Here is an 18,618-nt window from a genome sequence, read left to right as displayed (position 1 = left end):
TTCAGGCTTCCTTCTGCGCCAGAAGGAAAGCGTCGCGCACGACGCGCTTTAACAATGTACCCGCGGCATCGCGCCGGTAGCTGGCGGTGGCGCGAATATCGTCGATGGGGGCGATCGGCGCGAGGACGATAGGGTCCAGCCGGCCGGCGATGCCTGCTGGAGACGCGCAGCCGAGAAGTGCTGCTTCCGCCGCCGGCAAGCGCTGGGCGACCGCCGAGCAGGAACCGATCGCGATATTGATCGCCGCGATGCGCCCGTTCTCGAGGGAAACCGCGACGGCGATCATGGCAATCGAGATCACCAGATAACGGCGCGCACCCAGCTTGGTGAAGGTCGTGGTGAAGCCAGCCATGCGCTTCGGCACCAGGACGGCCGTCACCATCTCGCTTGTCTGCAGGGCTGTGCGCCGGTTGCCGAGGACGAAAGCCGAGAGCGGCAGAACGCGCTGGCCCTGCCGCGAGGTGAGTTCAACCTCTGCTTCGAGCGTGAGGAGCGGGGGCACGCTATCGGCTGCCGGCGAGGCATTGCAGAGATTGCCGGCGATGGTGCCGCGATTCTGGATCTGGATCGAGCCCACTTCCCGCGCTGCCGCCTTCAACCCGTCGAAGCAGCGGGGCAGGGGATGCGCGACGATCTCGCTCCAGGTGGCACCGGCGCCGATCCGGAAATGCGCCTCGGTCTCGGTGATGCCGCGCAGATCGGCGAGGCGCGAGATGTCGATGACGGGCGTTTTGATCGGCTGATCGCCAAGCGCCGGGAAGAAATCGGTGCCGCCCGCCAGCAGGCGCGCGCCGGGTTGCGCCATCAGATCGAGCGCCGCGCTCACCGATGTGGGCTGCTGAAACATGCCGGCTGGTATCCTCTCGCTTGGCAGCCATCCACGCAACCGCCCCACCTTGCGGCCGGGAGATTGTTTGTATGCAAATAATTCTCCCGCCGAGGGGGCGCGCCGTCAAGTGCGTAAATGGCCCATCTCTCATTGCCTTGCCGGGAGCGCCCGAATCTCCGAAGAATGGCGGCGATTAGCAAGCCGTTCGGGAGGCAGATCATCCGCTCACGCGCAGAAATCGGCGTCCCGGTCCTGCTTCTGGCCATGTTCGGTACGGTTCTGCCGGCCGCGGCACATACGACCAGCAACGCTTTCGTCCTGCTGTTGCCGACTGGGTATTACCAGTTCGGCGGTACTTTGGCCGTGGCGCTTTCGGTCATTTTTATCTTTCTGGTTCCGCCCCGCATGCTGGCGGAAGGGTTTCGCCGCCGGGTCAGTCTTGGCGCGATTCCAGTGCCATCGTCGCTCTGGACCAGTGCCGTCGCCGCGACCGGGCTCAGCTTTCTGATCCTGGCAGGCTTTCTGGGCAGCCCCGACCCGCGGGCCAATCCTTTGCCCATCGCCATCTGGTCGCTGCTCTGGGTGGGATTCACTTTCCTGCAGGCTCTGTTCGGTGACCTTTGGCATTTCTGCAATCCCTGGCACGCGCCCTATCGGCTTCTGCGACGGTTGATGGGAACACGTGATGGCTGGCTCACCTATCCCGCCTGGCTCGGCTATTGGCCGGCTGTGCTCAGCTTCTTCGCCATTGCCTGGTTCGAGCTGGTCGATCTGGCCCCGGACGATCCGACCCGGCTTGCATATGCCGTTCTCGTTTACTGGGCCATCACCTTGATCGGGATGCTGCTGTTTGGCGAGGCTGCCTGGTTGGCGCGCGGCGAGGCTCTCACGGTCTTTTTCCGCTTCATGGCGGCCCTGTCGCCCTTTGCGACAACAGAGATCGCTGGCACAAAGCGGAGACTGGTCTCGCTGGGCTGGCCGGGTGAAAGGCTGCTGCGGCTCGAACCACTCCCTTTCGACGGCATCTGCTTTGTGCTGCTAACGCTTGGCACTGTCTCTTTCGATGGTCTTTCCAAGACCTTCTGGTGGCTGGCGCTGGGCGGCATCAACCCGCTGGAATTTCCGGGCCGCAGCGCCGTCGTTACCCTCAACACCTTCGGCCTGTTGATGCTGTGGCTGCTGCTCGTCGTCTGCTACGTGCTTTGCTGCGGAAAGGAGCAGGCGAAGGCGGGGCGCCAGGCGCTCAGCATCATACCCATCGCCCTGGCCTATCATTTTGCCCATTACCTCACCGTGCTGCTGGTCGACGGGCAATATGCACTGAAGATTGCCAGCGACCCGCTGGGGCTTGGCTGGGATCTCTTCGGAACCGCCGGCCTATATGTCACCACCTCCTTCCTCACCACCTATCATTCCGTGGTGACGCTCTGGAATTTGCAGGCCGGCGCCATCGTGGCCGGCCATGTCATGGCGGTGGTCCTCGCTCAAGTGATGCATAACGCCGGTGACGATGTGCGCCGTTGGCGCCATCTGCCGCTCGCGCTGCTGATGATCCTCTACACGCTGTTCGGCCTGTGGCTGATGTCGACGCCGAGTGCCGGTTGAGGCGTCCAGAGTTTTCCGCATTGAGTTTTCGAAAGGAGCGTGTTTTTATTCGTGTACAAACGGTCGGCACAAGACCGGAGAGGGGCTGCGTCATTGTAACGATTGCCTCAAGGCAGGCGATCCGCTCGAAACAGGGAGTCGCGATATGAAGCCGAAGAATCCCGCCGCCACATTGCGGCAAGCTCTCACCAGACGTTCCGCGCTCAAGAAAATCGGTGCCGCCGCTGGTGCGGCCGGCGCTTTCAGTCTGGCGCCGGGTTTCGTGCGCTATGCGCAGGCGCAATCCAGCGCGCCGATCAAACTGGGTTTTCAAGTACATAGCACCGGCATCGGCGCCGCCTATGGCCGCTGGTACGACCGCACCACGCAGGCCGCGGTGAAGTTGATCAACGAGGCGGGCGGGATCTCCGGCCGTCCGATCGAGTTGGTGAGCGAGGATGACGGCACCGATCCCAAGCGCGGTGCCGAGGTGGTCGAGAAATTCGCCAGCCAGCACAAAGTGGATCTCGTCTTCGGCACGCTGTTCTCGCATGTCGTGATCGGTGCAGCACCTCGCGCGGGCGAATTGAAGATGCCCTATTTCGTGGTGAGCGAGGGCTATCATGTCGCTTCCGGCGCTCTCAACCGCTATGTGTTCCAGCCCGGCATCACCGATGTCCGCTCGCAGGTAAGTTCGATGGCGCCCTGGATCGCCGGCAATCTCGGCAAGAAGGTCACGATGATCTTCCCGGATTACGCCTTCGGCCATGATCACCGCGATTTCTTCTCGGCGGCGATCGAGAAACAGGGCGGCTCCATCGCGGCGCTTCTGGCGATCCCGCCGACGGAATCGTCCTATACCAAATACTTCCCGCAGATTCCCGCCGAGACCGAGGTGATCTATCACGTCATGGTCGGGCCGGGCGTGCTCACCTTCGTCAAGGAAATGGGCGAGCATTTCGGTTCGCAGCGCCCGCAGATTTTCGGCTTTGTCGATTCGCTGGAAGCCGTCGATCTCGCCAGCCCCGGCCTCGAATTCCTCGACGGCACTTATTTCTGGGAAGCCAATCCGCGTTATGCGGGCTCCAAACAGACCGAATTCGACAAGTTCTACCGCGAGAAGGTCGGCGTCGACGCCAACGGCGCCAGTGTCTCGGATGCCAAGGATATTTCGACCTATTCGCATATGTTCGGCTGCTGGGAGACGCTTTACGTCATCAAGCAGGCGATCGAAGCCAGCGGCTATCAATCGCCCGCCGACAAGGCGAAGCTGATCGAAGCCACCGAGGCGATGACGACCTTCGCGGCCAGCAACGAGCATCCGCAGGGCGACAAGGTGTTCGATGGCAAGCGGCATCAATGCTATGGCCATCAATTCATCTCGAAGGTTGAAGGGCAGAAACTCAACGTCGTTCACCAGACCTCGATCGAGGACGGTCTCTACGAGAACGATACCGATTACACCAAGCAAGCGCTGTAAGTTTGGCTTATCGCGTATGGTCGCTACATGCTCACGTGTCATCCTCCGCGAAGGCGGAGGATCCACGAGTTTCTTTCTTCGCCTTCCTGACAAACTCGTGGATCCTCCGCCTTCGCGGACCATGACAGCGTAGGTTTACCTTGGCTCTGGGTCCACATCTCCTTCTCGCCTTGATGGAAGGCACGGTCGCTGCCTTCGTGCTGGCGCTGACAGCCCTTGGCCTGTCGCTGGTCTTCGGGGTCATGCGCATCGTCAATGTGGCGCATGGCGAGTTCTTCATGCTGGGCGCGGTGCTGGCCTGGTTCTTCACCTCGCTGGTGCCGGATTTGCCCTTCTGGGGTTTCATGCTGGCATTGCTTGCCGCACCTCTCTGCGTTGCGGTGATTGCGGTTCTGGCTGATGGGCTGGTGCTGCGTCGGCTGAATTACGAACCCGAGGCTACTATCGTCGCCACGATCGGGATTCTCTACATCCTGCAGCAGGCGGTTTTGACGATCTACGGCCCCAATGCGCAGCCGGTGGTGGCGCCGATCAATTTCCGCGTCGTGCTGCCCTGGTTCGGCTATTCCGGTTACAAGCTGGTGGTGATCGGGGCCGCGGGCTTGCTGCTGCTGGCCGCCTGGTATTGTATCACCCGCACCAAATTCGGCCTGATCATGCGTGCGACACAATTCGACCGCGAGACCGCCCAGGCCTTCGGTGTGCCGGTGAAGCGGGTTTACGCAGCCGTCTTCGCCCTGGGCGCCGGATTGGCGGCGATCGCCGGCGTGCTCGTCGTGCCGCTCCAGCAGGCGCATTACTTGATGGGCCTTGATCCGCTGCTGCTCTCTTTCATCGTCGTCATCATCGGTGGGCTTGATTCTCTTAAGGGCACCATCCTGGCTGCCTTCATCATCGGCATCAGCGACGGCATCATCTCGATGTTCTTCTCGCCGACTTTGGCCAAGATCATCGCCACCCTGGCCGTGGCTCTGGTGCTGGTGTTCCGGCCGAACGGCCTCTTCGGAGGGCGCAGCCGATGAAGGACCGGCGCGTTCTTGGCCTGCATCTCGGCCTTGTCGTACTTCTCTTTGCCCTTCAATTCGTGCTGCCGGATTATCATCACACCAATGTCGCCCGCATCATGGTGCTCGCAACCTATGCCATGGGCTACAATCTGCTGGTGGGCTATACGGGGCTGCTCAGTCTCGGCCATGCCATGTTCTTCGCGGCCGGTCTCTATGGTGCCGGTCTGCCGATCTATTATTTTGCCATGCACCCGGTGGGTGGTTTCGTCCTTGGCTGCCTCGCCGCCTTGGCGCTGGCGATCCTGGTGGGATTGATCGCTCTCCGCACAACCGGTGTCGCCTTCATGATCGTCACCATGATGTTCGCCCAAGCCTTCTTCCTGGCGACGCTCTATTTCAACGATGTCACGCATGGTGACGAAGGGCTGGTCCTGTCACCCGAGGCGCGGCGCTTCGCTGTTCTGGGTCTCGACCTCGATCTCGCCGAGCCGATGACGCGCTACAACATGGCGCTGGCACTCTTTATCGGCGGCATGATCGTCTGCCTCGCTTTGGTACGCTCGCCCATGGGCCGTGTCCTGGTGGCAATCCGAGAAAACGAGGAGCGCACCAAGATGCTGGGCTACAATGCTCGTGATTACAAACTCCTGGCGCTCTCGTTGTCCGGCCTGCTCTCGGGCGCTGCCGGTGCGGCCTATGTTCTGCTCTTTGCCTATATGGGCTCCAGTTTCGCCGCCATCCAATATTCGATCCTGCCGCTGCTCTGGGTGCTGCTGGGCGGGATCGGTACGGTGATCGGGCCGCTCATCGGCACGGCGCTGATGTTCTATCTCATCGACAAGACCAGCGAAGTAATGTCGAGCTACCTCATCGTCGTGGGCGCCGTTCTTGTCGCGCTGGTGTTGTTCTTCCCGAAAGGGATCGCCGGATCTCTCCGGGCGCGCTATCTGCGGTGGATGCCGTGAGCTTCCTCACCACCCAGGCGCTGGCCCGATCCTTTGGCGGCCTCAAGGCGGTCGCGGGAGTCGATCTTGCGCTGGCGCAGGGGGAGATCCGTGCCATCATTGGTCCCAACGGCGCCGGCAAGACGACATTGGTGAGCCTGATCTCCGGCCGCATTCCACCCTCCGCCGGCCGCATCACCTTCGACGGCGCGGATATCACGGAGCTGAAGCCGTGGGACCGCGTCTTGCGCGGCATCGTCTACACGTTCCAGATCACCAGCATCTTCAAGAATCTGACTCTGACCGACAATGTCGCCCTCGCGGCACAACGTGCGCTGACACGGTCTCGGCCGCTCTGGCGCGGTCTCGATTCCAGCGAAATCGCGACGGCGACACAATCAGCCCTCGACCGTGTCGGCCTGGGCGCGCGTGCCGACGAGCTGGCAGGTGAGCTCGCCTACGGCCATCAGCGGCTGCTTGAAGTGGCGATGGGGCTGGCGCTGAAGCCCAAGCTCCTCATTCTCGACGAGCCCACGCAGGGTCTGTCGGAACAAGAGATCGCCGATTTCTGTCGGCTGGTGAAGTCGATTGCCCAGGAAGCCACCATCCTCCTCATCGAGCACAACATGGATGTGGTTATGGAAATGGCCGACCGCATCACCGTCATGAATAACGGCGCGATGCTGGCGGAAGGGACACCCGACGAAATCATGAATCACGCTGAGGTCCAGCGTGCCTATCTGGGGGCATGATGCTGCAAATCGAGAACATCGATGTCTTCTATGGCAACGTGCAAGTCCTGCGCGGCGTGTCGCTCGATCTCAAGCCGGGCGAGGTTCTGTGCCTGCTGGGGCGCAACGGTGCCGGCAAGACCACGATCCTGAAATCGGTCATGGGCCTGCTGAAGCCCCGAGCCGGGCGTATCGTGCTCGACGGAATCGACCTCACAACGCTGCCGCCGCACGAGGTGCCGAAACAGGGAATCGGCTATGTACCGCAGGGACGGCGCCTCTTTTCCGAGCTCACAGTCGAGGAGAACCTGCAGATCGGTCTGCTGACGCGCAAGCGCGGTGCGGCTACGCGCAGCCATGTGCTGGAACTTTTCCCCATCCTGCGCGAGCGCCTCGACCAGCGCGCCGGCACACTGAGCGGTGGCGAGCAGCAGATGCTGGCCACGGCGCGCGCTTTGTGCCTGGAGCCCAAGGTGCTGCTGCTCGATGAGCCGACCGAGGGCCTGATGCCGATGATGATCGCCAAGATCCTCGAGATCGTCGCCCGTCTGCGCGAGATGGGGGTGGCAACGATCCTGGTCGAGCAAAGGGTCGAATCCGCCCTCCATGTCGCGGACCGGATCGCCTTCATCGAAAACGGCCGCTCGGCCGAGGTGATGTCGCCGGACCAGCTTCGCGCCGATCCCGGCCTGCTGCATCACTACGTCGGTGTCGGTATCCGACGTGGTGCCTAGAAGCCGCAAACCCCGCCGCCATCGATGGACAGGATGGCGCCGTTGACGAAGCCCGCATCTCCCGAGGCCAGATAAAGAATGGCGGCGGCCACTTCCTCGGCTGTCGCCATGCGTTTCATCGGTGCGCGGGCATGGGCAGCGGCAAGATAGCGCGCTGTATCGCCGCTGGCTTCGGCCGCCTCTCTGATCATATCGGTGTCCACATTGCCCGGGCAGACGCAATTGATACGGATCTCCTGGGCAAGCTCCAGCACCATGGCACGGGTGAGGTTCACCACCGCCGCCTTCGAGGCCGAATAGGCGGCACCCAGGGGATAGCCGATCAGGCCGGCATCGGAAGCGACATTGACGATATTGCCGCGGCTTGCCTTGAGGGCGGGGAGGGCGGCCTGGGAACAGAAGAAGGTGCCGGCGACATTGGTATTCATCGTGCGGTCCCAATGTGCCTGGTCGACGTCTTCAACCCGAATTTCGGCGAAGTAGCCGGCGGAGTTCACCAGGATGTCGAGGCCACCCAGGCCGGTGACGGCCAGGGCGACGACCTTGGCGCTGGACTCCTGGTCGCCTACCTCGCCGATCGCGGGCAGGATGGCGGCACCGGGATGGGATGCGGCGAAGGCATCATAGCTGGATTGGGACCTGGCACCGATAGCCACCTTGGCACCTTCGCGCAGGAAGGCCGCCGCCGTGGCGGCGCCGATGCCGCGCGCGCCGCCGATCACCAGGACCTTCTTGCCCGAGAATCGCATGCTGGAACTCCACTTTTGCTCGCTGGCAGTCTGGCAGGAGCTTTTGCTTGACCTTGATCAAATGTGCCGCGAGATGGCGCGATACATCAAGTCGCGTCAAGGCAGGCGCGCATCCTCACTGAAAGATTACGCCCCGCTTCCTTGAGGAGAGCCGAAGTGACCGCGATGCCTTTGTCCCCCGATGCGCCGGCTTGTCTCACCATCCGCCGCCTCTCCGGCCGCATCGGCGCCGAGATTGGGGGTGTCGATCTCGGCGGTCCCCTCAGCGATGAAACGGTCACCGCCATCCGCCAGGCCTTGCTCGCCAACCGCGTGATCTTCTTCCGTGGTCAGGGCCATATGACCGATGCGCAGCAGGAGGCCTTTGCCGGGCGCCTGGGTGATCTGGTGCCGCATCCAACCGAAAAGGTGAAAGCGGGGACCATGGGTATCCTGGAACTGGACGCTGCCGCCGGCAATGGCAAGGCCGATGTCTGGCACACGGATGTCACCTTCGTCGATGCCTATCCGCGCTATTCGGTCCTGCGCTCGATCGTCATTCCGGAATATGGCGGCGACACGGTCTGGGCCAGCACGGTCGCGGCCTATCACGATCTCTCTCCCGAGTTGAAGCAACTGGCAGAGAGCCTCTGGGCCGTCCACAGCAACAAATACGACTACGCCGCCCAGCACGCCCATGCGACGCCCGAGGAGAAGGCGCATTACGAAAGGACCTTCGCCGCGAATGTCTACGAAGCACAGCATCCAGTCGTGCGCATCCATCCGGAGACGGGCGAGAAATCGCTGGTACTGGGCTATTTCATCCAGCGCATGGTCGGGCACAATCACATAGATTCCGCGGCTTTGTTCAGCTTGTTGCAAAATCACGTGATCCGGCAGGAGAACACGATCCGCTGGAACTGGCGCGTGGGCGATGTCGCCATCTGGGACAATCAGGCGACCCAGCATTATGCCCTCAACGATTATGGCGGCCAGCGCCGCGTCATGCGCCGCATCACCATCGCTGGGGAAATTCCGGTCAGCGTCGACGGACGCCGCTCGCAGATGCTGCGCTCGGGTGCTGCCTGATCCGTCAGTTCATCGGTACGACCGAGATCGCGTTATAGGGCGATCCGTCGATCAGCTTGGTCGACCAGACCAGGTAAACGAGCACGTTCTTTTCGGCATCGAAGAAGCGGCTGACGCGCAATTCCTTGAAGAAGACCGAACTGTCCTCCGAGAACACGACCTCGCCCTCGTCGTCGCGCGGAATGTCGCCGATGATGCGCAAGGGGCCGACGGCCCGGCAGGCGATCGAGAAGCGGCTGGGGTCCTCGGCCAGGCCCACCGCGCCGCTCCAGCCGCCGGTCTCGGCCCGGCTGAGATAGCAGGCGGCGTTCTCGACCTTGGGGTCGTCATAGCGCTCGATCACCACTTTGTCGTTGGGGCTCATCATGCGCCAGGTGGTCGAAACCTGGCCGATCCTTTCCTGTGCCAGGGCCGGTAGCGTCCCCAGACAGAGGCATCCCGCCCAGATCGCCAGAGCCGTCAATTTTTTCGACGCCATCTCAACCTCCAAATATCGCCGGTCCGGAACCATCACCGCAGCCTCTCGTTCCATTCGGGGAGAACAGCCAACGGAATCGAGGCAAGCCATGGCACAAGAGGTTAACCAAGACCAGCAACAGTTTCACGAAGTCGCCGCGGATTTTACCGACGCCATGCTGGTGACGTTGCGCGCCGATGGCGCCATGCACGCAAGACCCATGGCCATCGCCGCCCTGCGGCCAAATGGCGAGACCTATTTTGCGACCGCCCTCGACAGCCCCAAAGTCCAGGAACTGGAAGCCAATGCCGAGGTTCTGGTGACCTTTCAGGGGGAGAGCCAGTTCGCGACCTTGCGCGGGCCGGTGCGCGTTTCCCGGGATGCGCGCCTGATCGATGAATTGTGGCAGCCAGATTGGGAGGTTTGGTTCCCCGGAGGCAGGAGCGACCCTAATCTTTGCATTCTTGTGGTGACCGCACGGGACGGCGAGTTCTGGGATCGTCGCGGGGCACAAGGAGTGGGATACCGCTTCATCGATGCCGAGGCACGCCGCCGCGGTGATACCAGCGATGTTCCGGAAGAAAACCACGCCAAGGTGAAATTCGGTGGCTGATCGGGCGTCACTCCTCATTCCTTCGCGCCCGCCATCGCTGTCCTGTATAATGCAAGAAAACCACACTGCGATGGTGAGTGCGAGCCCGTCATGACTCCCGCCGAAGAACTGGCCGAAAAAAGGGTTCAGCGGCTGATCGATCGGCTGCCGAATTGGATGGCGCGGCTTCTGCGGCGTGTGCGCGAACCCTCGGCGCGCTGGGTGCGCATACCGATTGCGGTCTTTTGTCTCATGGGCGGGATGCTGTTCTTCCTGCCGGTCCTGGGCATCTGGATGCTGCCGCTCGGCGTGTTGCTTCTGGTTGAGGATTTGCCGATCATGCGGCGTGGCGTCTATGCTACGGTCAATTGGGTTGCCCATCGCCACCCGCACTGGTTCTCATGACCGATTGGCTCCATCCGGCTTTCACATATCTTCTGACCGCCATCCACACGCTGCTGGCGCTCGCTGTCACGTTCCATGTGCTGCTCAAGAAGCGCGAGGTGGGATCGGCCATCGCCTGGATGGGTGTTGCCTGGCTGTCGCCGGGTCTGGGTGTTCTGCTCTATCTCCTCTTCGGCATCAACCGGGTGCATCGCAAGGCGTTCCGCATCCGCCAGCGCCGGCAATTGCCCCATACACACAGGCTGCCCGACGCGCCCGCGCGCAGCGATCATCTGGCACAGTTGGAACTCGCCGTCGACCGGCTCACCAACCGGTCCTTGCCGACCGGCAACAAGGTCGAATTGCTGCGTGACGGCGAGGAGGCTTATCCCGCCATGCTGGCGGCGATCGACAAGGCGGCGATCAGCATCGCGCTTTCCAGCTACATCTTCGAAGCCGACGCGGCAGGCGAACCATTTATCAGCGCACTGATCCGCGCCCAGGCGCGCAATGTCGATATCCGCGTCATCGTCGATGGGGTGGGAAGCGGCTATATCCATTCGCCCGTTTTTCAAAAGCTGCGCGCGGCAGGCATCCAGGTGGGGCGCTTCATGCATTCCTTCCTGCCCTGGCACATGGCCTTTCTCAACATGCGCAGCCATAAGAAGATCCTGGTGGTTGACGGGACGATCGCCTTCCTGGGCGGCATCAACATCACCGCCGGCCATCTGCCCAGCCACCAACCCGCATCACCCATCCGCGATGTGCATTTCCGCGTGACCGGCCCGGTCGTCACGCAGATCGCCGAGGCTTTCGCCGCCGATTGGTATTTTGTCTCGGGCGAGGAATTGTTCGGGAAGAAATGGTTTCCGCCGATCGAGCCGGCGGGTGACGCGGAAGCGCGCGTCATCACCTCCGGTCCCGACCGCGACCGCGAACGCCTGGCGCTGACCTTCCAGCAGGCGATCGGTTGTGCCCGAAGTTCGATCAAGCTGGTAACGCCCTATTTCCTGCCGGAGGATCGCCTGATTGCCTCGCTGGTTCTGGCGGCGATGCGCGGGGTTGCCATCGACATCGTCATTCCGGCCCATTCCGACAATATCCTGGTGGATTGGGCGACGCGGGCCCATGTGACGCCTTTGTTGGAAGCAGGCTGCCGCATCTGGCGCGCGCCAAAGCCCTTCGAACATTCGAAGATGTTTACCATCGACGGTGAATGGTCCTTGATCGGCAGTCCCAATTGGGACGTGCGCTCACTGCGGCTCAATTTTGAGATCAGCCTGGAAGTTTATGACGACGACTTCGCTGCCCTCATCGAACAGCAGGTGGAGAAACGCAAGGGACGCGCACTCTCGCTGAAAAAACTCAACCGGCGAGCGCTGCCGGTCCAGCTGCGCGACAGTGCAGCGCGGCTTCTGCTGCCCTATCTGTAGTCGCCCAGGCGTTCTCGATCAGCACCTCGATCGGGTGGTGATCCGAGGGTCCGCGCGCCAGCACGCGGCTTTGCGTGCAGGCGAGGTGCCGCACCAGGCAGCGGTCCAGTCTTGTCTGCAGCCGATGCGTGGGGTCGAGCGGACCCACCTCGGCGAAATCCGGAATCCGGATTCTGCCTACCGCGTTGCAATCGCCGATGATGACGGTCGGCCCCTCGGTCGCCTGAGCGATCGTCAATATCTGCCGCCGGTTGAGAATCTGCCCGTGGGAGAGATGCACATTGGCAAAGGTGATGCCATCCAGCACCAGCAATTGCGCGAGGCGCGGCGGAACGCGGAACGGAAAGGGCGAGATCGGCAGCGGCACCGAATGCGCATTTCCCAATTCATGCGGCGACCAGGCAGCTAGGCCGTAAACGCGCTTCTGCATCGGCTGCCAGTGGACATGTCCGCCGACCAGATTGTGAAGACCCTCCAGCGGCTGCTTTGCTTCCTGCATCAGCAGCAAGTCCGGTTTTTCCGCCTCGATCAGTGCCGCGATGTCGCCGATCAATGCGCCGGCACGATGCCAGAGGTTCCAGGAAATGATTTTGAGGGTCGACGGCATGACGTTTACTCAACCATCGCAACGCATTGCGGTTCCGCCTTTCGCGATCATGCGGCCAGGGCGGAGGCTTGGGTGAGATCGACGCCCGCCTCGCGCATCTGCTTTTCCGCCGTCGCGAGTGAGCCGCCAAGATCGATGGCGCGGCAGGCATCCAAGGCGACCCTCGTCTCAAAACCCAGCTTGCGCGCATCGAGCGCCGAATAGGCAACGCAGAAATCGGTGGCGAGGCCGACCAGGGTCAAGCGTGTCAGCCCGCGCTCGCGCAGATAGCCGGCCAGGCCCGTCGGCGTCTTGCGGTCGTTTTCGAAGAAGGCGGAATAGGAATCGATCGGCGCGCGAAAGCCCTTGCGGATGACGAGTTCCGCCTTGGTCCAGTCGAGACCGGGATGGAACTCCGCCCCCTTCGTTCCCTGTACACAATGATCCGGCCACAGGGTCTGTGTACCATAGGCGAGTTCGATGCTGCCGAAGGGTGCTGTTCCCGGATGGGAACTCGCGAAACTGGAATGGCCCTTCGGGTGCCAGTCCTGCGTGAGGATGACATGCTCATGCGCTGCCGCGAGCCTATTGACCAGCGGCACGATCTCGTCCCCGCCGCCGACAGCAAGTGCGCCGCCTGGGCAGAAATCATTCTGCAGGTCGATCACGATGAGGGCATCGGCTGAGGTCAGGCTGGCTGTCACGTCGCGATCTCCGCTTGCGGGGCTGCGTTGGCTGGCACAATCTTAGTTCAGTGGCGCTGTGGCGGCAATTCCATGGCTGGCGCCGATTTGGGCAGCGGCCGGCGCCGAATGCTCAAAATAGCGCCAGCGGATCGGCCGGTCTCGGGAAAAGACTGGAAAAGGGACTGGCATCGCGCTTGCTATAGCTATGGCAGAATAACGCCGTGCCGGACTTAAGGCGACGGCGCAACTGGCGTGGAACGGTTCCCGGCATGGATGGCAGCCTAGACATCAGATTTGCGGCGCCTAACGTCGCGGGAGCTATCTCGCGCCTCACGCATCTCGATCAGCGCGCGCCCTTGCGTGCCCTGTTCCCGCATTGTCCGAATATGGGCCTGCCGGTGGCGGCGATCACGGCCACCTGCGGCGGCTTCGTCGGCGGCGACCGCCTCGCCCTCAATCTGGAGATTGGCGATAGCGCCGCCTTGATGGCGATTGGCCAATCGGCGGAAAAGCTCTATCGCTCGACCGGGGCCGAGACCGAGATCCGGGCGACCTTTACCCTTGGCCGCGATGCCTGGCTGGAATACCTGCCGCAGGAAACGATTCTTTTCGACGGCGCCAGGCTGCGGCGCGAGACGCGAGTCGAGATGGGTGCTGGCAGCGGATTGCTCGCCGGCGAGATCCTGGCATTCGGCCGCCAGGCGCGCGGCGAGACCATCTCGCATGGCCTCATTCACGATTCCTGGTCGATCCACCGGGGCGGCAAGCTGGCCTGGGCGGACGTCTTCCATGGCGCCGATGCCGATCTCGTGGACCTCATAGATCATCCCGCCGCGCTGGCCGGATCGCGCGCCAGCGCCATGCTGATCCATGCCGGCAGCAATCTGGCCGTGGCACTGGCCTGGGTCCGGGACAAGCTTGCAGCACTCAACAACCAATTGCGGGTCGCGGCCACCATCGTCAATGACGTCTTGCTGGTGCGTTGGCTGGCGCCCGAAGCCGCCGATATCCGCCCCGGTTTCGCCGCACTCTGGATGGGCCTGCGCGCGATGTCGCGCGGCCTGCCGGCACAGCTTCCCACCTTCTGGCATGTCTGAGGAACAAGGTTCATGCGCCTGACCCCGCGAGAGAAAGACAAATTGCTGATCAGTATGGCGGCGATCGTTGCCCGCAAGCGCCTGGAGCGCGGCGTCAAGCTCAACTACCCGGAGGCGATCGCTCTCATCAGCGATTATATCGTCGAAGGTGCTCGGGACGGGCGCAGTGTCGCCGATCTGATGCGCGACGGCGCCACCGTATTGACGCGCAATCAAGTGATGGAAGGAATCTCCGAAATGCTGCACGAGGTGCAGGTCGAGGCGACCTTTCCGGACGGCACCAAGCTCGTCACCGTCCACAACCCGATCCGCTGAGAGGGCGTCATGATACCTGGTGAAAAGATGCCGAAACCCGGCGAGATCGTTCTCAACGAAGGCCGCGCAACCGTGACGCTGCGCGTCGCCAATACCGGCGACCGGCCGATCCAGGTCGGCAGCCACTACCATTTTTTCGAGACCAACGAGGCGTTGAGATTCGACCGGGCCGCCGCGCGTGGCTTCCGCCTCGACATTCCCTCGGGCGCCTCGGTCCGGTTCGAGCCGGGGCAAAGCCGCGACGTAAATCTGGTCGCGTTCGGCGGCGACCGCATCATTTATGGCTTTGCCGGCCTCGTCGACGGCAAATTGGAGGGCTGAGTCATGGCATATCGCATGGATCGCAGCACCTACATGCTGACCTATGGCCCGACCAAGGGGGACCGCGTCCGTCTGGCGGATACTAATCTGGTGATCGAGATCGAGAAGGATTTCGGCATCCCGGGCGAGGAGGTAAAATTCGGCGGCGGCAAATCGATCCGCGACGGCATGGCCCAATCGCAGCGCAGCCGCGCGCAAGGCGCCGTCGACACCGTCATTACCAATGCCGTAATCATCGATCACTGGGGCATCGTCAAAGGCGATATCGGCCTGAAGGATGGCCGCATCGCCGCCATTGGCAAGGCGGGCAATCCGGACACCCAGCCGGGCATCGACATCATCATCGGCCCGGGCACCGAGATTATCGCCGGCGAGGGGCGGCTGGTAACGGCGGGCGGCATTGACGCGCATATCCACTGGATCTGTCCGCAACAGGCGGAAGACGCGCTCTATTCCGGCATCACGACCATGATCGGTGGCGGCACTGGCCCGGCGGAAGGCACCTCGGCCACCACCTGCACGCCGGGACCCTGGCATATCGGCCGCATGCTGCAGGCCGTTGAGGGGCTGCCGGTCAATATCGGTCTTTTGGGCAAGGGCAATACCTCGAAACCGGACGGCCTGATCGAACAAATCCAGGCGGGCGTTTGCGGGTTGAAGCTGCACGAGGATTGGGGCACGACCCCTGCCGCGATCGACAATTGCCTGAGTGTCGCCGACATGATGGATGTGCAGGTCGCGATCCATACCGACACGTTGAATGAATCCGGTTTCGTCGAGCGCACCATCGCCGCCTTCAAGAACCGCGTCATTCATGCCTATCACACGGAGGGAGCGGGCGGTGGGCACGCGCCGGACATCATCCGGCTCTGTTCCTACGCCAATGTTCTCCCGTCTTCGACCAATCCGACGCGGCCCTTCACGGTCAATACGCTCGACGAGCATCTCGACATGCTGATGGTGTGCCATCATTTGGATTCGCGCATTCCGGAGGATGTCGCCTTCGCCGAGAGCCGCATCCGCCGCGAGACCATCGCCGCCGAGGATCTGCTGCACGACATGGGCGCCATTTCGATGATGTCCTCAGACAGCCAGGCGATGGGACGCGTGAGCGAGGTGATCGTCCGCACCTGGCAGACGGCACACAAGATGAAAGCGCAATTCGGCAGCCTCGCCGGCGACCCGGCCGAGAACGACAATAACCGGGTGAAGCGCTATCTCGCCAAATACACCATCAATCCGGCTTTGGCGCAGGGCATGGCCCATGAGGTGGGGTCGATCGAGGTGGGAAAGCTCGCCGATCTCGTGTTGTGGAAACCGATGTTCTTCGGTGTGAAGCCGGACATGGTGTTGAAATCGGGCATGATCATGGCGGCGCCCATGGGCGACCCAAACGCCTCGATCCCGACACCTGAGCCTGTGCATTACCGGCCGATGTTCGGCGCCTTCGGCCGCGCCATGCAGCAGAGCTGCATCACTTTCGTGAGCCAGGCGGGAATCGATCTGGGCATCGGCACCGACCTGGGATTGCAGCGGCGCTTGTCACCGGTGAAGAACACGCGCAATCTCGGCAAGGGCGATATGGTCCTCAACGACGCCATGCCGGCGATCGAGGTCGATTCCGAGACTTACGAAGTACGGGCGGATGGCCGCCTGCTGACCTGTGAACCTGCCAAGGAATTGCCCATGGCTCAACGTTATTTTCTGTACTGATCATGACCGAGCTCCTTCACGCGAAGACCTGTGTCCCCGCTGGCCACTGGCCGGTCGATCGGCAGATGGCGACGGTGACGTTGAGCTATGCCGATCGCTGCCGTCGCCGCATCCGCCTCGTCGATGATGCGGGAAAGCCCTTTCTGCTCGATCTCGAGAAGCCGATGCGTCTTGCCGATGGTGATGGTCTGGCACTCACCGACGGCCATTTCGTGCGCGTGATCGCGGCACCCGAGAAATTGCTGGAAGCGCGTGGCCGTGACGCCGCGCATCTGGCGCGCCTCGCCTGGCATGTCGGCAACCGGCATACCGCGGCCGAGATTGTCGATCAGACGACCCTGCGCCTGGTCAATGATGCGGTGCTGCGCGACATGCTGATGGGATTGGGCGCCACGCTCACCCTGGTCGAGGCACCCTTCCATCCGGAAGGTGGCGCCTATGGCGGCCATGTCGCCACCGGCCACGGCCATCATCATGGCCATGCGGCGGATGGCCACGATCACGATCATGCACATGCACATGGCCATGGACATCATCACCACTGAACCCGGCATCCGGGCGGCGACGCGGCTGCTCACTTGGCTGTCGCCGGCCTTTCCGGTGGGTGGTTTCAGCTATTCCCATGGCATCGAGTTCGCGATCGAAGCGGGATTGGTGCGGGATCGCGCCAGCCTTGGCCAGTGGATTGAGGGGATCCTGCGCTTCGGCGCCGGACGCGTTGACGGGATGCTGTTGCTGGCAGCGCATCGCGCGGCACAGGCTGGGAGTGTCCCCGAACTGCTTGCCGTTGCCCACCGGGCCGCCGCCTTGCGTGGCACGGCCGAACTGGCCTTGGAGGCGACAGCGCAAGGTCAGGCCTTTCTGAAAGCCGTGCGCCATGGCTGGCCGGAAATGGCCGCGACCGCGCCGGTCACGGCGTTGGCCGCCGATGGCGTGGCGGTCACCTATCCGATCGCTGTCGCCGTGTTGACGGAAGCGGCCGGGCTTGCCGAAGAAACCGTGCTGGAAGCCTATCTGACGGCTTTCACCGGCAATCTCATTTCGGCCGGCATCCGCCTCGTTCCGCTCGGGCAAAGCGACGGCATCGCCGCCCAGGCCGCGTTGGAACCACTCATCGCGCGTCAGGTTGTGCGCCTGCGGGGCGAAGACTTTTCTAATCTCGGCGCGGCGGCGCTTGCCGTCGATTGGACCAGCATGAAACACGAAACCCAATACACAAGGTTGTTCCGCTCATGACTCTTCCCGTCCGCATTGGCATCGGTGGCCCCGTCGGCTCCGGCAAGACGGCTCTCCTCGAACGGCTCTGCCGTTGCCTCGGCGAAACCTATGACATCGCCGTCATCACCAATGACATCTATACCAGCGAGGACGCCGCCTTCCTGACCCGTGCCGGGGTCCTGCCATCGGCGCGCATCTCCGGTGTCGAGACTGGTGGGTGCCCGCATACCGCGATCCGCGAGGACGCCTCGATCAATCTCGCCGCGGTCGACGATCTCATCGGCAAGTTTCCCAAGCTTGAATTGCTGTTCGTGGAATCGGGCGGCGACAATCTATCCGCCACCTTTTCGCCGGAACTCGCCGATCTCACGCTCTACGTGATCGACGTCTCGGCCGGCGACAAAATCCCGCGCAAGGGCGGGCCCGGCATCACGCGCTCGGACATTCTGGTCATCAACAAGATCGACGTGGCGCCCGTGGTCCATGCCGATCTCGATCTGATGGCGCGGGATGCGGCGCAGCAGCGTGGCACCAAGCCGGTGGTCTTTGCCAATATGCGCGACGGTACCGGCCTCGAGCGGATCATCGCTCTCATTCTGGAACTGGCGGGATTGCCCCGGCGCAAGGAGAGCTTCGTGACGACGCTGCCGGACCTGCAGGATTGGAGCGCGCTCGCCCGCGCTTGAGTTC

22 protein-coding genes are annotated in these 18,618 nt (G+C 62.6%); 17 read left to right on the top strand and 5 right to left on the bottom strand.

What is annotated here, in order from left to right; genetic code table 11:
• Nucleotide 1: 1 nt before the first annotated feature.
• Nucleotides 2–847 (bottom strand): xanthine dehydrogenase family protein subunit M, encoded by an 846-nt coding sequence (locus ACE3PR_RS13095; RefSeq protein WP_374372600.1) that lies wholly within the window; start codon nucleotides 845–847, stop codon nucleotides 2–4.
• A 165-nt stretch (nucleotides 848–1,012) separates the two neighbouring features.
• On the opposite strand from ACE3PR_RS13095, the gene ACE3PR_RS13090 reads away from it, so the two are divergent.
• From ACE3PR_RS13090 to ACE3PR_RS13065, 6 genes are all read left to right on the top strand, one after another.
• Nucleotides 1,013–2,434: a hypothetical protein gene (locus ACE3PR_RS13090; RefSeq protein ID WP_374372598.1), complete on the top strand. Its 1,422-nt coding sequence runs from the start codon at nucleotides 1,013–1,015 to the stop codon at nucleotides 2,432–2,434.
• A gap of 145 nt (nucleotides 2,435–2,579) precedes the next feature.
• Nucleotides 2,580–3,893 carry an ABC transporter substrate-binding protein gene (locus ACE3PR_RS13085; RefSeq protein ID WP_374372596.1) on the top strand — a complete coding sequence of 438 codons (1,314 nt, stop codon included), beginning with the start codon at nucleotides 2,580–2,582 and terminating at the stop codon, nucleotides 3,891–3,893.
• Between the two features lie 140 nt (nucleotides 3,894–4,033).
• Entirely contained in the window at nucleotides 4,034–4,915 is an 882-nt protein-coding gene (locus tag ACE3PR_RS13080) for a branched-chain amino acid ABC transporter permease (RefSeq protein ID WP_374372593.1), read from the top strand.
• Complete coding sequence (locus ACE3PR_RS13075) at nucleotides 4,912–5,865, top strand: branched-chain amino acid ABC transporter permease (protein ID WP_374372591.1); 954 nt, start codon at nucleotides 4,912–4,914, stop codon at nucleotides 5,863–5,865. The genes ACE3PR_RS13080 and ACE3PR_RS13075 overlap by 4 nt, the downstream gene beginning before the upstream one ends.
• Complete coding sequence (locus ACE3PR_RS13070; RefSeq protein ID WP_374372589.1) at nucleotides 5,862–6,596, top strand: ABC transporter ATP-binding protein; 735 nt, start codon at nucleotides 5,862–5,864, stop codon at nucleotides 6,594–6,596. Before ACE3PR_RS13075 ends, ACE3PR_RS13070 begins: the two co-directional genes overlap by 4 nt.
• Nucleotides 6,593–7,309 carry an ABC transporter ATP-binding protein gene (locus ACE3PR_RS13065; RefSeq protein WP_374372587.1) on the top strand — a complete coding sequence of 239 codons (717 nt, stop codon included), beginning with the start codon at nucleotides 6,593–6,595 and terminating at the stop codon, nucleotides 7,307–7,309. The genes ACE3PR_RS13070 and ACE3PR_RS13065 overlap by 4 nt, the downstream gene beginning before the upstream one ends.
• Here the strand turns inward: ACE3PR_RS13065 and ACE3PR_RS13060 are convergent.
• Nucleotides 7,306–8,058, bottom strand: a complete 753-nt coding sequence (locus ACE3PR_RS13060; RefSeq protein WP_374372585.1) for an SDR family NAD(P)-dependent oxidoreductase — start codon at nucleotides 8,056–8,058, stop codon at nucleotides 7,306–7,308. The genes ACE3PR_RS13065 and ACE3PR_RS13060 overlap by 4 nt on opposite strands.
• A gap of 165 nt (nucleotides 8,059–8,223) precedes the next feature.
• Between ACE3PR_RS13060 and ACE3PR_RS13055 the strand changes: the two genes are divergently transcribed.
• Nucleotides 8,224–9,126 (top strand): TauD/TfdA dioxygenase family protein, encoded by a 903-nt coding sequence (locus ACE3PR_RS13055; protein ID WP_374372646.1) that lies wholly within the window; start codon nucleotides 8,224–8,226, stop codon nucleotides 9,124–9,126.
• A 4-nt stretch (nucleotides 9,127–9,130) separates the two neighbouring features.
• On the opposite strand, the gene ACE3PR_RS13050 is transcribed toward ACE3PR_RS13055, so the two are convergent.
• Nucleotides 9,131–9,604, bottom strand: a complete 474-nt coding sequence (locus tag ACE3PR_RS13050; RefSeq protein WP_374372583.1) for a CreA family protein — start codon at nucleotides 9,602–9,604, stop codon at nucleotides 9,131–9,133.
• 88 nt (nucleotides 9,605–9,692) lie between these two features.
• On the opposite strand from ACE3PR_RS13050, the gene ACE3PR_RS13045 reads away from it, so the two are divergent.
• The 3 genes from ACE3PR_RS13045 to cls all read left to right on the top strand — a co-directional run bounded on the left by ACE3PR_RS13045 (nucleotide 9,693) and on the right by cls (nucleotide 11,992).
• Complete coding sequence (locus ACE3PR_RS13045; RefSeq protein WP_374372581.1) at nucleotides 9,693–10,196, top strand: pyridoxamine 5'-phosphate oxidase family protein; 504 nt, start codon at nucleotides 9,693–9,695, stop codon at nucleotides 10,194–10,196.
• A 90-nt stretch (nucleotides 10,197–10,286) separates the two neighbouring features.
• Entirely contained in the window at nucleotides 10,287–10,580 is a 294-nt protein-coding gene (locus ACE3PR_RS13040) for a hypothetical protein (protein ID WP_374372578.1), read from the top strand.
• Nucleotides 10,577–11,992, top strand: coding sequence for a cardiolipin synthase (cls, locus tag ACE3PR_RS13035; RefSeq protein ID WP_374372576.1), 1,416 nt, complete (start codon nucleotides 10,577–10,579; stop codon nucleotides 11,990–11,992). Before ACE3PR_RS13040 ends, cls begins: the two co-directional genes overlap by 4 nt.
• On the opposite strand, the gene ACE3PR_RS13030 is transcribed toward cls, so the two are convergent.
• Both ACE3PR_RS13030 and pncA read right to left on the bottom strand, forming a co-directional pair.
• Nucleotides 11,925–12,599: an endonuclease/exonuclease/phosphatase family protein gene (locus tag ACE3PR_RS13030; protein WP_374372574.1), complete on the bottom strand. Its 675-nt coding sequence runs from the start codon at nucleotides 12,597–12,599 to the stop codon at nucleotides 11,925–11,927. The two genes, cls and ACE3PR_RS13030, sit on opposite strands and share 68 nt — an antisense overlap.
• A gap of 47 nt (nucleotides 12,600–12,646) precedes the next feature.
• Nucleotides 12,647–13,282 (bottom strand): bifunctional nicotinamidase/pyrazinamidase, encoded by a 636-nt coding sequence (gene pncA / locus ACE3PR_RS13025; RefSeq protein WP_374372572.1) that lies wholly within the window; start codon nucleotides 13,280–13,282, stop codon nucleotides 12,647–12,649.
• Between the two features lie 251 nt (nucleotides 13,283–13,533).
• On the opposite strand from pncA, the gene ACE3PR_RS13020 reads away from it, so the two are divergent.
• Genes ACE3PR_RS13020 through ureG form a run of 7 tightly spaced genes read left to right on the top strand, consistent with a single transcriptional unit; the run spans nucleotide 13,534 to nucleotide 18,614 of the window.
• Complete coding sequence (locus tag ACE3PR_RS13020) at nucleotides 13,534–14,361, top strand: urease accessory protein UreD (RefSeq protein WP_374372570.1); 828 nt, start codon at nucleotides 13,534–13,536, stop codon at nucleotides 14,359–14,361.
• 12 nt (nucleotides 14,362–14,373) lie between these two features.
• Nucleotides 14,374–14,676 (top strand): urease subunit gamma, encoded by a 303-nt coding sequence (locus ACE3PR_RS13015; protein ID WP_374372568.1) that lies wholly within the window; start codon nucleotides 14,374–14,376, stop codon nucleotides 14,674–14,676.
• Nucleotides 14,677–14,685: 9 nt separating this feature from the next.
• Entirely contained in the window at nucleotides 14,686–14,997 is a 312-nt protein-coding gene (locus ACE3PR_RS13010) for an urease subunit beta (protein ID WP_374372566.1), read from the top strand.
• Nucleotides 14,998–15,000: 3 nt separating this feature from the next.
• On the top strand, nucleotides 15,001–16,710 hold the full coding sequence (ureC, locus tag ACE3PR_RS13005) for an urease subunit alpha (protein WP_374372564.1): 1,710 nt from the start codon (nucleotides 15,001–15,003) through the stop codon (nucleotides 16,708–16,710).
• 2 nt (nucleotides 16,711–16,712) lie between these two features.
• Nucleotides 16,713–17,255 carry an urease accessory protein UreE gene (locus ACE3PR_RS13000; RefSeq protein ID WP_374372561.1) on the top strand — a complete coding sequence of 181 codons (543 nt, stop codon included), beginning with the start codon at nucleotides 16,713–16,715 and terminating at the stop codon, nucleotides 17,253–17,255.
• Nucleotides 17,218–17,946, top strand: coding sequence for an urease accessory protein UreF (locus ACE3PR_RS12995; protein WP_374372559.1), 729 nt, complete (start codon nucleotides 17,218–17,220; stop codon nucleotides 17,944–17,946). The genes ACE3PR_RS13000 and ACE3PR_RS12995 overlap by 38 nt, the downstream gene beginning before the upstream one ends.
• On the top strand, nucleotides 17,943–18,614 hold the full coding sequence (gene ureG, locus ACE3PR_RS12990; RefSeq protein WP_374372557.1) for an urease accessory protein UreG: 672 nt from the start codon (nucleotides 17,943–17,945) through the stop codon (nucleotides 18,612–18,614). The genes ACE3PR_RS12995 and ureG overlap by 4 nt, the downstream gene beginning before the upstream one ends.
• The last annotated feature ends 4 nt before the right edge of the window (nucleotides 18,615–18,618 follow it).

The sequence above is a fragment of the Dongia sp. genome (genome assembly GCF_041909655.1).
GTDB lineage: Bacteria > Pseudomonadota > Alphaproteobacteria > Dongiales > Dongiaceae > Dongia.
The sequence above is the reverse complement of the archived record's forward strand: the minus strand, read 5'-3'. Positions and strand labels throughout refer to the sequence as shown.

What these genes read in the sequence shown, in the direction of transcription:
- ACE3PR_RS13095 (WP_374372600.1), bottom strand. Translation starts at nt 847, where the DNA reads ATGTTTCAGCAGCCCACATCGGTGAGCGCGGCGCTCGATCTGATGGCG.
- ACE3PR_RS13090 (WP_374372598.1), top strand. Translation starts at nt 1,013, where the DNA reads ATGGCGGCGATTAGCAAGCCGTTCGGGAGGCAGATCATCCGCTCACGC.
- ACE3PR_RS13085 (WP_374372596.1), top strand. Translation starts at nt 2,580, where the DNA reads ATGAAGCCGAAGAATCCCGCCGCCACATTGCGGCAAGCTCTCACCAGA.
- ACE3PR_RS13075 (WP_374372591.1), top strand. Translation starts at nt 4,912, where the DNA reads ATGAAGGACCGGCGCGTTCTTGGCCTGCATCTCGGCCTTGTCGTACTT.
- ACE3PR_RS13065 (WP_374372587.1), top strand. Translation starts at nt 6,593, where the DNA reads ATGATGCTGCAAATCGAGAACATCGATGTCTTCTATGGCAACGTGCAA.
- ACE3PR_RS13060 (WP_374372585.1), bottom strand. Translation starts at nt 8,058, where the DNA reads ATGCGATTCTCGGGCAAGAAGGTCCTGGTGATCGGCGGCGCGCGCGGC.
- ACE3PR_RS13055 (WP_374372646.1), top strand. Translation starts at nt 8,224, where the DNA reads ATGCCTTTGTCCCCCGATGCGCCGGCTTGTCTCACCATCCGCCGCCTC.
- ACE3PR_RS13050 (WP_374372583.1), bottom strand. Translation starts at nt 9,604, where the DNA reads ATGGCGTCGAAAAAATTGACGGCTCTGGCGATCTGGGCGGGATGCCTC.
- ACE3PR_RS13045 (WP_374372581.1), top strand. Translation starts at nt 9,693, where the DNA reads ATGGCACAAGAGGTTAACCAAGACCAGCAACAGTTTCACGAAGTCGCC.
- ACE3PR_RS13040 (WP_374372578.1), top strand. Translation starts at nt 10,287, where the DNA reads ATGACTCCCGCCGAAGAACTGGCCGAAAAAAGGGTTCAGCGGCTGATC.
- cls (WP_374372576.1), top strand. Translation starts at nt 10,577, where the DNA reads ATGACCGATTGGCTCCATCCGGCTTTCACATATCTTCTGACCGCCATC.
- ACE3PR_RS13030 (WP_374372574.1), bottom strand. Translation starts at nt 12,599, where the DNA reads ATGCCGTCGACCCTCAAAATCATTTCCTGGAACCTCTGGCATCGTGCC.
- ACE3PR_RS13020 (WP_374372570.1), top strand. Translation starts at nt 13,534, where the DNA reads ATGGATGGCAGCCTAGACATCAGATTTGCGGCGCCTAACGTCGCGGGA.
- ACE3PR_RS13015 (WP_374372568.1), top strand. Translation starts at nt 14,374, where the DNA reads ATGCGCCTGACCCCGCGAGAGAAAGACAAATTGCTGATCAGTATGGCG.
- ACE3PR_RS13010 (WP_374372566.1), top strand. Translation starts at nt 14,686, where the DNA reads ATGATACCTGGTGAAAAGATGCCGAAACCCGGCGAGATCGTTCTCAAC.
- ureC (WP_374372564.1), top strand. Translation starts at nt 15,001, where the DNA reads ATGGCATATCGCATGGATCGCAGCACCTACATGCTGACCTATGGCCCG.
- ACE3PR_RS13000 (WP_374372561.1), top strand. Translation starts at nt 16,713, where the DNA reads ATGACCGAGCTCCTTCACGCGAAGACCTGTGTCCCCGCTGGCCACTGG.
- ACE3PR_RS12995 (WP_374372559.1), top strand. Translation starts at nt 17,218, where the DNA reads ATGCACATGCACATGGCCATGGACATCATCACCACTGAACCCGGCATC.
- ureG (WP_374372557.1), top strand. Translation starts at nt 17,943, where the DNA reads ATGACTCTTCCCGTCCGCATTGGCATCGGTGGCCCCGTCGGCTCCGGC.